Here is an 11,110-nt window from a genome sequence, read left to right as displayed (position 1 = left end):
GACGCGGTCCTAGTACATCCCGCCCATGCCGCCGGGGCCACCCGCGGGCGCCGAGGGCTTGTCTTCCTTCTTCTCGACGACGAGCGCTTCCGTCGTGAGGAGGAGGCCGGCGATCGACGCGGCGTTCTGGAGCGCCGAGCGGGTCACCTTGGTCGGGTCGATGACGCCGGCCGTCACGAGGTTCTCGTACGTGTCGGTGAGGGCGTTGTAGCCGAAGGCATCATCCTTCGAGCCGCGCACCTTCTCCACCACGATCGAGCCTTCGCCGCCCGCGTTCTGGACGATCATGCGGATCGGCTCCTCGATGGCGCGACGGACGATGTCGATGCCGATCTGCTCATCGTGCTCGTCCACCTTGAGTCCCTTGAGCGCGCGCTGGGCACGGATCAGGGCGACACCGCCGCCCGGGACGATCCCTTCCTCGACGGCCGCGCGGGTCGCATGGAGCGCGTCCTCGACACGGGCCTTCTTCTCCTTCATCTCGGCTTCGGTCGCGGCGCCGACGTTGATGACGGCCACGCCACCGGCGAGCTTCGCGAGACGCTCCTGGAGCTTCTCACGATCGTAGTCCGACGTGCTCTTCTCGATCGCGGCGCGAATCTCCTTCACGCGCCCCTGGATCGCGTCGCTGTCGCCGGCGCCATCGATGATCGTCGTGTTGTCCTTGTCGATCACGATGCGCTTGGCGCGACCGAGGTCGGTCACGACGGCGTTCTCGAGCTTGAAGCCCACTTCCTCGCTGACGACCTGGCCACCGGTCAGCTTGGCGATGTCCTCGAGCATGGCCTTGCGGCGATCGCCGAAGCCCGGCGCCTTGACGGCCGAGACCTTGAGCGTGCCACGGAGCTTGTTGACCACCAGCGTGGCCAGCGCCTCACCCTCGACGTCCTCGGCGATGATGAGCAGCGGGCGCCCCATCTGGGCAACCTTCTCGAGCACCGGGAGGAGGTCCTTCATCGACGAGATCTTCTTGTCGTGGATGAGGATCATCGCGTCGTCGAGCACGGATTCCATCTTGTCCGGATCGGTGACGAAGTACGGCGAGATGTAGCCGCGGTCGAACTGCATGCCGTCGACCGTCTCGAGCGTCGTCTCGATGCCGCGCGCTTCCTCAACCGTGATCACGCCATCCTTGCCGACCTTCTCCATCGCGTCGGCGATGAGGTCACCGATCTCGCGGTCGTTGTTGGCGGAGATGGAGGCGACCTGCGCGATCTCCTTCTTGCCGGCGGTCGGCACGGAGATCTTGCGGAGCTCCTCGACGATCGCCGTGACGGCCTTGTCGATGCCGCGCTTGAGCGCCATGGGGTTGGAGCCGGCGGTGACGTTCTTGAGCCCTTCGCGGTACACGGCCTGCGCCAGCACGGTCGCCGTCGTGGTGCCGTCGCCGGCGATGTCGGACGTCTTCGTCGCGACTTCCTTCACCATCTGCGCGCCCATGTTCTCGAGCGGATCGGACAGCTCGACTTCCTTGGCGACGGTGACGCCGTCCTTGGTGATCGTCGGGGCGCCGAACTTCTTGTCGATGACGACGTTCCGGCCCTTGGGGCCGAGCGTCACCTTTACCGCATCTGCCAGCTTGTCGACGCCGCGCTTGAGCGCCGCGCGCGCATCAACGCCGAAATAGAGTTCCTTTGCAGCCATGGGCTATGACCTCAATCAGTAGTTGGAGAAGACGAGAAGACGAGAAGACGAACAGACGGGGCGACGAGACGAGCGACTGCGCGCATCATCCGTGCTCCGCCGTGCCTTCACTTAGCTGTTGATGATCGCGAGGATGTCGGACTCGCGGAGGATCAGGAGCGAGTCGCCTTCGACGGTGACTTCGGTCCCGCTGTACTTGCCGTACAGCACGCGGTTACCCACCTGAACGTCGAGCGGGACTCGCTTCCCGTCCTCGAAACGCCCGGGGCCCACGGCGACGATCTCGCCCTGCTGCGGCTTTTCCTTGGCGGTGTCGGGGATGTACAGCCCACCACGCATCGTCTCGGCCTCTTCGAGCGGCTTTACCACCACGCGATCGGCGAGCGGAGCGACCTTAGTCGCGCTCTTCGTGCTCATAGCGAACAACCCTCCTTCACTGGGTCCGGATGAATTGATTGGCGGGCTCGCGCCCGTCGAATCAGCACTCACGACACACGAGTGCTAACGAGAGCAAACCTAGACGGCGCGCCAGAAGCGGTCAAGGGACGCCCTGCGCGGTGCGCTTGCACCACTCGACCTGCGGCATCTCACGAGGCCAGCGGACACAACATCATGCAGATCATGCACTTGCCGCACGCCACCTACCAAGTACAATCGGGGAGAATCGCGGTGCGATCCCCCCCGACGATGGCTCGGCTCCGGCGCGCCCTAGCGGGTGCTCTCGCGAAGGAGATGGTAGGCCATGCGCAGCCCGACGAGCGTCAGGTGCGGCTCGACGCGGTCCACCGTCTGACAGAGCGGCGCAATCATCGGGGCCAGTCCTCCGGTGGCGATGACGATCGGCACCCGCGGCGTCGGCCATTCCGCCTTGATGCGTCGCACGAGTCCATCGACCGCGTCGGCGGCGCCGAGCACCACGCCCGACCGGATGCACTCCTCCGTGCGACGACCGATCACCCGCGCCGGGGGCACCAACTCGGTGGCCGGAAGCTTCGAGGTGCGCCGGAAGAGCGTCTCGGCCGAGGTCCGGACCCCAGGCGCAATCAACGCCCCCGAGGAAGACTCCGTCGGCGGTGATGCAGTCGTAGGTCGTCGCCGTTCCCAGGTCGACCACGATCGTGTCCGACTGGTGCAATCGACTGGCCGCCAGCGTGTTGATGATCCGGTCCGCGCCCACGGTGAGCGGTTCGAGCACGTCGAGAGTGATCGGGAGCTTGGAACGGGCATCCACGACCACGGGGGCCACCCCGCACAAGAGCGTGACGGCCTCGCCTAACGGGTCGGTCATCGAGGGAACGACCGACCCGATCGCCGCCCCACCTACATCGCGCGGGGCGATATCGGCCGCCGCCAGCAGCCCGCGCAGCGTCAACGCGATTTCGTCGGGGGTGCGGGTCGCGTCGGTGGTGATGCGCCAATGCCCGCGCAGCGTGTCACCGGCAAACAGTCCGACCGTTGTCTCGGTATTACCCACGTCGAAGACGAGGATCATCCGTGTGCTCCCGCGTGTTCGGTCACCTGTTCCCCCTCGAAGACGAGCGACCCCGATCGGCTGGGAATCACCCCGTCCGGAGTCTCGATGAGTACCGCGCCGTCGGCGGTGATCCCGGCGACGATCCCCGCGTGCGGCGCCACCACGCGACGCCCCCGCGCCCAGTCGCGGGCGGCGTACTCCTCCAGCTCGCGCGGCCCCAAGCCCCCGCGCGCCGCCGCCGCCGCGCGCAACGCCGGCACCACGTCGCCGAGCACCGCCTCACGGGTGGCCCCAGCCCCTAACGATGCCCCACCCGCCACCATCGGCGAGGCGAGGTTGATTCCGATCCCGATCGCCACCCACTCCGGGCGATGCTCGCGCCACCGGACCTCCACGAGAATCCCCCCCACCTTCCCCGCCGGCGTCATCAGGTCGTTGGGCCACTTGAGTTGGAGCGGACTGGGGACAAACCGGTCGAGCGCGCGTGCGGCCCGCATCCCCACACGCAGCGACAACACATCGAGCCCCGAGGCATCGATCGGGCGTTCGATCATCGTCATCCAGACTCCCGCCCCTGGGCGAGACGCCCACGACTTGCCGCTTCGACCGCGCCCGCGGGACTGCGTGTCGGCGAGCACGAGCGTCCCAGCCGGCGCCCCTTCCCGAGCCAGGGCATCGGCCACGTCCATCGTCGACGTCACCTCGCCGAACCAGGCGACGTGCGGAAGGTCGAGCGAGGCGGCCAGGGCCGAGGCATCGCGTGGGGCCACGCCGACGGCTTCACGCAGGGTCTCGCGCGAGCCACCGCGCACGAAGCCGACGGGCGATCGATCGCCGGTGTCGCCCGCTGTCCATGCCGCCGCCTGACGCTCGTCGCTTGGGGAACGACGCATATCAGGCGCGCTGCGCAAGCAGGACGAAGATCGCCACGCCTAACGCCAATCGATACACCGCGAAGACGCCGAAGCTGTGCTTCGAGACGTACTTGAGCAGCACCGAGATGGCGAGCCACGAACTGATGGCCGCCGAGATGACCCCCACCACGAGCGGCGGCGTGATCCCTTCGCGCACCGCATCCGGAACCTTGAGGATCGCGGCGGCCGCCGTGACGGGCATGCTGAGCAGGAAGGAGAAGACCGCAGCGCTCGTGCGGTCCAGACGCAGCAACCGCGCCCCCGTGATCGTCGTGCCGGACCGCGAGAAGCCCGGGATCAGCGCGCACGCCTGCGCGATCCCGATGAGGATCGCGTCGCGCCACGTCATGCTCTCCAGCGGCCGCGCCTGCGGAAGGAAGCGATCGGCCGACCAGAGGATCACCCCCATGACCATCAGGGTGGTCGCCATCAAGGCCGGCGCGCGAAACGCCGTCTCGGCCGTTTCCTCCAGCAGGAGTCCGGCGATGGCGGCGGGGATCGTACCGATGATGAGGAAGACCACTCGCCACTCGTCGGGCGTCGACACCCGACGCTGCTTCAGGATCGTGATCGACGAGAGGATCAGCGCCCCCCATTCCTTGCGGAAGTACCAGAGGACCGTGACCAGCGTCCCCAGGTGCAGCGCCACGTCGAAGGCGAGGCCCGGGTCCTGCCACCCGAAGGCCCACGGGGCAAGCGCCAGGTGCGCCGACGAACTGATGGGAAGAAACTCGGCCAGCCCCTGCAGGACCCCGAGGACGATCGCTTGAAAGACGGTCAAAAGCAGAGAGGAAAGGCGGAAGACCGCGGGAGCCGACCCGCGCGGAATCTAGCGGCTGGCGAGCGTCGCCTGATACAGCGCCTCGTATTGTGCCACCACCGCGTCTCGCGAAAATCGGGCCCGCGCGTCGCTGGCGGCCAGCGTGCTCATGGCCTGCCAGCGCGCGGGGTCTCGCAGGATGTCGAGCGCCGCCGCGGCCATCCCCTCCACATCGGCAGGCGCGCGCAGCGCCCCCGTCTCGCCCTCACGCACCACCTCCGGAAGGCCACCTACCGCGCAACCGATGACCGGGACCCCGGACGCCAGCGCCTCGAGCGCACTCAGGCCGAACGACTCCCGGTCTGACGGGAGGAGAAAGAGGTCCGCGCTCGCCAGGAGGGGGGCGACGCGCTCGATCTTCCCCAGGAAGTGGACATCACGATCGATGCCGAGCGCACGCGCCTCTTCTTCCGCGTCGTCGCGATCGGGACCATCGCCCACCATCACGAGAGTGCTGGGGAGCTCCGCGTGCACCTTGGCGAAGATCTGGATGACGTCCTTCACGCGCTTGACCGCGCGAAAGTTCGACACGTGCATCAGGATCTTGCGATGCCCCTGCCCCATCTGGTCACGCAGCATCGTGCCGTGCGCGGCGCGATCGTACAGCGCGGGATCGATGAAGTTGTGGATCACCTCCACCTCGCATCCGGCACAGCCGAAGGCGTAGAACGTCTCGTCCTTGAGAAAGTTGGAGACCGCCGTGATTCGGTCCGACTTCTCGATCGAGAACTTGGTGATGGCGTGAAACGAGCGATCCTGCCCCACGATGGTGATGTCGGTGCCGTGCAACGTGGTGATCACCTCGATATCGTGACCATTCTCCCGCAGCATCTCCTTGGCGATCCAGGCGCTGGTCGCGTGCGGGATGGCGTAGTGCACGTGCAGCAGGTCGAGCTGGTGCGACATCACGACCTCGTGCATCCGCACGGCGAGTGCGAGGTCGTATGGCGGGTACTCGAACAACGGGTACTTGCCCACGTCGACTTCGTGAAAGAAGACGCCCGGGAGAAAGGCGGGGAGCCGGAACGGCTGTTGGTACGTGATGAAGTGGACCTCGTGCCCACGCTCGGCGAGCGCGATCCCGAGCTCGGTTGCCACCGCGCCCGATCCGCCATACGTGGGATAGCAGGTAATGCCGATCTTCATCGCGGAACCTCCTGGCGACACCACGCGAGCGCACGATCGAGCGCCGACGGGTCCGCCGCATTCACGTGAACGACATGCGCCGGCGGCAGCTGGTGCCGGAACCAGGTCCGCTGCCGTTTGGCGTACTGTCGAGTAGCGATGATAACCTGCTCGCGCGCCCGCGCGAGCGAGAGGGTCCCCGCCACCACCTGACGTATCGCGTCGTACCCGGTGGCGTTCCATGCGGGGGCATCGTGCGGCACTGCCTGCATCAGGCGTTGCACCTCGTCGACCCACCCCGCGGCGAGCATGGCGTCGACGCGCTGCGCGATGCGCTCGCGCAGCCGCTCGGGTCCGGGATCGACCAGGAGGAAGCGTACGTCGTGCCGCGCCTCGCGAGCGTGCGCACGGTGCAGGGCCGAGATCGGCGTACCGGTGAGGGTCGCCACCTCGATCGCCCGCAGGAGTTGCGTCCGCCCCAGGTGCGCGCGCGCCGGATCGAGGGCGAGGCAGCGCTGTCGCAGCGCGTCGAGCGGCAACGATTGCAGCTCGAGGTCGAGGGCGCGCCGCGCCTCGGGGTCGAGCGCCGGCTCGTCGAACAAGGGATTCGTCAGTGTCCGGAGATACAGCCCGGTCCCGCCGACCACGAGCGGGGCGCACCCCCGGTCGGCGAGCGCACGGGACCAGGCGTCGACGGACAGCATCCACGTGGCGGCGCTGTAGCGTTCCGTCGGATCGGCGACATCGATCCCGGCGTGCGGAACGCGCGAGCGCTCGTCCAAGGAGGGCTTGGCGGTGCCGATGTCGAAGCCGCGATACACCTGACGGGAGTCGGCGCTGACGATCCCGAGCCCGCATGCCTCGGCGACCGCCATGGCCAGCGCCGACTTGCCCGCGGCCGTGGGACCGCAGATGATCGGGAGCCTAACGACGTCCAAAGCGCCGCTCCAGTTCGTCCCACGACAGGCGGACGATCGTCGAGCGCCCATGCACATCGTGCGCGGGGAGCGTGGCCCGCGCGAGCGCGATGAACAAGGCGCGCATCTCTTCCGGTGCGAGGACGTCCCCGGCCTTGACCGCCGCCTTGCACGCCACCGTCGCCGCGAGGCGCTCATGCCGCGCATGTCGGCTCGCCTCACGCCCCCCGCTCATGGCCGCCAGCGTGTCGCGCAGGCACTGGATCGCGTCGAAACGCGCGTGCGGCGTGGGCACCGCATGCACGATGAGCGTGTGTCCCCCGAAGGCCTCGATCTCGTACCCCAGCCGCGACAGCAGGTCGGCGCTCGACTCGAAGGCTTCGGCGTCGTCAGGTGCAAGATGCACGGTCACGGGGAACAGCAACCGCTGCGACGGGGCCTCGCCGCGCTCGAGGGCCCCGAGGAATCGCTCGTACAGGATGCGCTCGTGTGCCGAGTGCTGGTCGATGAGGACGACGCCTTCGTCGTGCTCGTAGAGGAGGTAGGTGCGACGCAGCTGCAGCAGTGGCGGGACGACGATGGCGTTCGCCGAGGACACGGCGGACGCTCCCGGCGGGCCGTCCTGGGGCCAGTCGGCGTCCTGCGCCTCGCCCTCCGGCGCACTCGCCTCCGCGTCCCCACGATCGGGCGGGGCGAACAGCCCGTCCGGAGCCGGTGGCGTACCAAGCGCCGGCAGCGTGTCCGTGGCCCCGCCGTGCGACGGCGAGAGCCCGGCGCCGGGACTCCACGTACGCGCCCCGATCCACGCGGCGGCGTCCGGGGTGCCTAACGCGCGCTGCACGATCTGCTCCACCGCACGCTCCGTCCCCCAGCGATCGTGGAACCGCACCTCGGCCTTCGCGGGATGCACGTTGACGTCGACCACGTCGGCGGCGACGGTCACCGACAGGATGAACGACGGGCGCACCCCCGACGGCAACGTCGAGCGGTACGCCGCCTCCACCGCGCGCGCGATCCCGATATCGCGCACCGCGCGCCCGTTGACCATGACGATCGCCCGCCGAGATGCCACCCCGACATCGCCGGGTCGCTCGGCGAGCCCGCCGACGTGGACGGTCCCGAGCACCCCCTCCACCTCGACGAAGCGGGACGCGTACTCGTGTCCCCACACGGCGGCCACACGCGCGCGGAGCGACGACGCCGGCGCGAGGACCAGCGCCTCCCGCCCGTCGGTGGTCACCCGCAGGCGCAGTGCGGGACGCGTGAGCGAGAGCGTGACGAGCGTATCGGCGATGGCCCGCCACTCGGAGCGCGCGCTGCGCAGGAACTTGCGCCTGGCGGGGAGGTTGTAGAAGAGGTCACGCACCTCGACCGTTGTCCCCCGCCGGCGGGCCGTCGGCTCCACCACCTCGACGTGCCCGCCAGCTGCACGCACCGCCGTCCCCTCGCCGTCGTCGGTGGCCGTGAGCAGCGCGAGGCGTGACACCGAGCAGATCGCCGGGAGCGCCTCCCCGCGAAACCCGTACGACGCCACCCCGACCAGGTCCTGGGCCACACGGATCTTGGACGTCGCGTGCCGCGCCAGCGCGAGCGGCGCGTCGACCGCGTCCATTCCGATGCCGTCGTCGCTCACTCGTAAGAGAACGCGCCCTCCGTCCTCCACGTCCACCTCCACGCTCGTCGCCCCGGCGTCGATCGCGTTCTCCACCAGCTCCTTCACCGCCGAGGCCGGGCGCTCGACGACCTCGCCGGCAGCGATCTGGTCGGCGACGGCACTCGGGAGGACGGCAATACGGGACACGGGGAGACGGGCTGGGGGCAGGATGGCACTCGCGCCCCCGAAAGATGGGCAGCACCGCACGCGCCGTGTACTCCTGCCCCCCGCACACCGCCCACGCCACGCGCCCTCGCCACCGTAGGCGTGCCCTGCACCGCGACGGCCGCGGCGCGTGTTTCCGCGGGCGTGACGCCGCGCGCGTTTCGCCGCGCGCTTCCGCGCGCGTTACGGCGCCTGGTCGACGGCCAGCGAGGTCAGCCGACGCGTCTCCAGCCACCCCGTACGACCGTCGGAAAAGCGCACCTTGCTCCACACCCCCTGCGCCCCCGTCTGTACCGCCGCTTCCCCGGTCATCACCTCCGATGAGGCCTCGGCGCCAAGTGCTGGGGCCGAGCGCAATCGCTCGGCCTGCACGACCACGACACGATCCCGTCCGGCGTGCACCTCGGCGAGGGCGATGGCCAGCATCCCCGCGAGGGCGCCGCCCCCAACGGCCGAGAGTGCGCCCGACCGCACGTCGGCGCGCTGGCGCAGGAGCGACCAAGCGAGCGCCGCCCATCCTCCCAGCCAGAGCAGGACGCCTAACGCGGCCGCACCATCGACCGGGATCGGTGGGACGTCGCCGAACAAGCCGGCGCGGAACCCGGGAGTCGCCTCCAGGCGCCCGCGCACGTCGTCGGCGAGTGGCTCGAGCCGAAGGGCGCGCTGCCACCCGATGGCGGCCGACGCCGTGTCGTTCGCGTACCACGCCGCCGTCCCCAGATTCGCCCACGCGTCGGCCGCACGTGGCACCCGTGTGACGATGTCGCGGAACTCGCCCATCGACGCCGGATAGTCCCCGCGATCGTACGCGGTCACGCCGCGCTGGAAGCGCGCGGCGTCGAGGGCGTCGTCGGCCGCCGCGACCGCCACGCCGCCAAGCAATGCACCCGCCAGCAGCAACGCGCTCGTGCGTGCACGTGCGGCTCCCCATCGTCCTCCCCCGCCAGGAATCGCCTCGGCATCGATCGCGGCGAAGGTCTCAGCGGCGTGGCGGACGAGCGTGTCGCCGGACGTCATCCCCCCGCCCCCATAGGTGGCGCGGTCGATCTCGGCGAGCAGCCGTTGCGCGCGTTGTGCGGTCTCGCTCGTGACCCCGGTCCGTCGCATCGCGCGGACAAAGGCGCGACCATCCGTCATGGCCGTCGCCCCCACGCCGGTGCGCGCGACGATGGCCGAGGCGAAGGCCCGCCGCAACTCCGACGGCGTCGCGTGACCGGCGGCCGCCAGCCGCTGCAACGGCTCCTGCGACGGCGACGCGCGACCGCGACGCGGACGTTGGCGCAAGCCTAACGCCAGCGCGGGGAGCGGGACGAGACCCAGCACGGCCCACAGCACGGGGGACTGCGCGAACGGCGGCGCCAGCGCCCCGCGATACGAGGTGCGCAGCGTCAGACGCGGCGCGCTGTCGATCGCCACGCTCGGACGCGCCGCGAGCGCTCCGCCCCCCACGCGCAGGGCGAGCGGCGACGTCAGGGCCACCTCGTACTGCTCCGTGTACGGATTCCAGTAGGGATAGCGAAGCGCCGGAACCTCGAGCGTCCCCTCGCGGCGCGGTGTCACCACCCATTCGAACTCCTTGCGTCCCTGCACCAGCGCGACCCCCGAGTCGATCGCCACGCGCTCCGCGCCGTTGACGGCGTCGCCCCACGGGAGCGCGATCGACGGCCGGGGAAAGAGCGACACGTTCCCGGTGCCGCGCACGCTCACCGTGAGCGTGACCGGATCGCCAACGCGAGAGGTCGGGGTGTCGACGCGCGCGGTCACGGCGATGCGCCCGACGGCGCCCGCATAGTCGGACGGACGACCGCCCGCGGGAGGCTCCTTGGCCACGATGCTGAGCGAGGTCGTGCGGGCCGAGTGGGTCTCCTCGCGACTGAAGAAGGTGTTGGAGAGCGGGAGCGAGTACGTGAGGCGCGCCGGAGCGAGCGTGTGCCGTCCCGCCGTGAGCGGGAAGAGCGCCCGTTGGAAGACGTGCACGTCGAAATGCCGTCCCCCTTCCTCGCGCCCCATGGGCGTCGAGGGCGACGGCAGGTCGTACGAGAGCATGGAGCGCACGTCCGGGGGGACAAACTCCGGGTTGCGCCGCAGGCGCTGCGACACCTCGTCGGACAGGAAGACCCCGATCTGGTACGTCACCTGCTGGCCCACGTACACCGTCGCCGGGACCGCCACCGCGCTGAAGTTGACGTCGAGGCGCGGATCGACTCGCCCCTGCGTCACCACCGCGGGACGGACGTCGGGCGTCGCGGTCGGCGCCGCCGCCGCGGGCGCGCGGGCCGGGACCTGACGCGGGCGCGCCTTGGGGCGCTGCCCCTGCACACCGTGAGGCGAGAGGACCCCCGCCAGGAGCAACGCGCCGAGCGCCAGCGCGCGCGCCACCCGAGGCACGGATGCCGG

Annotated in this window: 9 protein-coding genes; all 9 read right to left on the bottom strand. The window is 69.9% G+C overall.

Annotated features, from left to right (window positions below):
- Nucleotides 1-9 precede the first annotated feature (9 nt).
- Nucleotides 10-1,644: a chaperonin GroEL gene (gene groL / locus IPN47_07915; GenBank protein MBK9407966.1), complete on the bottom strand. Its 1,635-nt coding sequence runs from the start codon at nucleotides 1,642-1,644 to the stop codon at nucleotides 10-12.
- A gap of 111 nt (nucleotides 1,645-1,755) precedes the next feature.
- The gene (locus IPN47_07910; protein ID MBK9407965.1) at nucleotides 1,756-2,061 is read right to left on the bottom strand and encodes a co-chaperone GroES; all 306 of its coding nucleotides are present in this window, start codon (nucleotides 2,059-2,061) and stop codon (nucleotides 1,756-1,758) included.
- Nucleotides 2,062-2,263: 202 nt separating this feature from the next.
- A complete protein-coding gene (locus IPN47_07905; protein ID MBK9407964.1) occupies nucleotides 2,264-3,136 on the bottom strand; it encodes a type III pantothenate kinase in 873 nt (290 codons plus the stop codon).
- A complete protein-coding gene (locus IPN47_07900; protein MBK9407963.1) occupies nucleotides 3,133-4,011 on the bottom strand; it encodes a biotin--[acetyl-CoA-carboxylase] ligase in 879 nt (292 codons plus the stop codon). The genes IPN47_07905 and IPN47_07900 overlap by 4 nt, the downstream gene beginning before the upstream one ends.
- Nucleotide 4,012: 1 nt before the next feature.
- Complete coding sequence (gene uppP / locus IPN47_07895) at nucleotides 4,013-4,813, bottom strand: undecaprenyl-diphosphatase UppP (protein MBK9407962.1); 801 nt, start codon at nucleotides 4,811-4,813, stop codon at nucleotides 4,013-4,015.
- 48 nt (nucleotides 4,814-4,861) lie between these two features.
- Nucleotides 4,862-5,998, bottom strand: coding sequence for an N-acetyl-alpha-D-glucosaminyl L-malate synthase BshA (gene bshA / locus IPN47_07890; protein ID MBK9407961.1), 1,137 nt, complete (start codon nucleotides 5,996-5,998; stop codon nucleotides 4,862-4,864).
- The gene (gene miaA, locus IPN47_07885; protein MBK9407960.1) at nucleotides 5,995-6,915 is read right to left on the bottom strand and encodes a tRNA (adenosine(37)-N6)-dimethylallyltransferase MiaA; all 921 of its coding nucleotides are present in this window, start codon (nucleotides 6,913-6,915) and stop codon (nucleotides 5,995-5,997) included. The genes bshA and miaA overlap by 4 nt, the downstream gene beginning before the upstream one ends.
- The gene (gene mutL, locus IPN47_07880; GenBank protein MBK9407959.1) at nucleotides 6,902-8,695 is read right to left on the bottom strand and encodes a DNA mismatch repair endonuclease MutL; all 1,794 of its coding nucleotides are present in this window, start codon (nucleotides 8,693-8,695) and stop codon (nucleotides 6,902-6,904) included. The genes miaA and mutL overlap by 14 nt, the downstream gene beginning before the upstream one ends.
- Before the next feature lie 201 nt (nucleotides 8,696-8,896).
- Nucleotides 8,897-11,092, bottom strand: coding sequence for a BatD family protein (locus IPN47_07875; GenBank protein MBK9407958.1), 2,196 nt, complete (start codon nucleotides 11,090-11,092; stop codon nucleotides 8,897-8,899).
- Nucleotides 11,093-11,110: the final 18 nt, after the last annotated feature.

Source organism: Gemmatimonadota bacterium (assembly GCA_016719105.1).
Lineage (GTDB): Bacteria > Gemmatimonadota > Gemmatimonadetes > Gemmatimonadales > Gemmatimonadaceae > SCN-70-22.
The sequence above is the reverse complement of the archived record's forward strand: the minus strand, read 5'-3'. Positions and strand labels throughout refer to the sequence as shown.

Coding starts and splice junctions, on each gene's coding strand:
- groL (MBK9407966.1), bottom strand. CDS start 1,644: ATGGCTGCAAAGGAACTCTATTTCGGCGTTGATGCGCGCGCGGCGCTC.
- IPN47_07900 (MBK9407963.1), bottom strand. CDS start 4,011: ATGCGTCGTTCCCCAAGCGACGAGCGTCAGGCGGCGGCATGGACAGCG.
- bshA (MBK9407961.1), bottom strand. CDS start 5,998: ATGAAGATCGGCATTACCTGCTATCCCACGTATGGCGGATCGGGCGCG.
- IPN47_07905 (MBK9407964.1), bottom strand. CDS start 3,136: ATGATCCTCGTCTTCGACGTGGGTAATACCGAGACAACGGTCGGACTG.
- IPN47_07910 (MBK9407965.1), bottom strand. CDS start 2,061: ATGAGCACGAAGAGCGCGACTAAGGTCGCTCCGCTCGCCGATCGCGTG.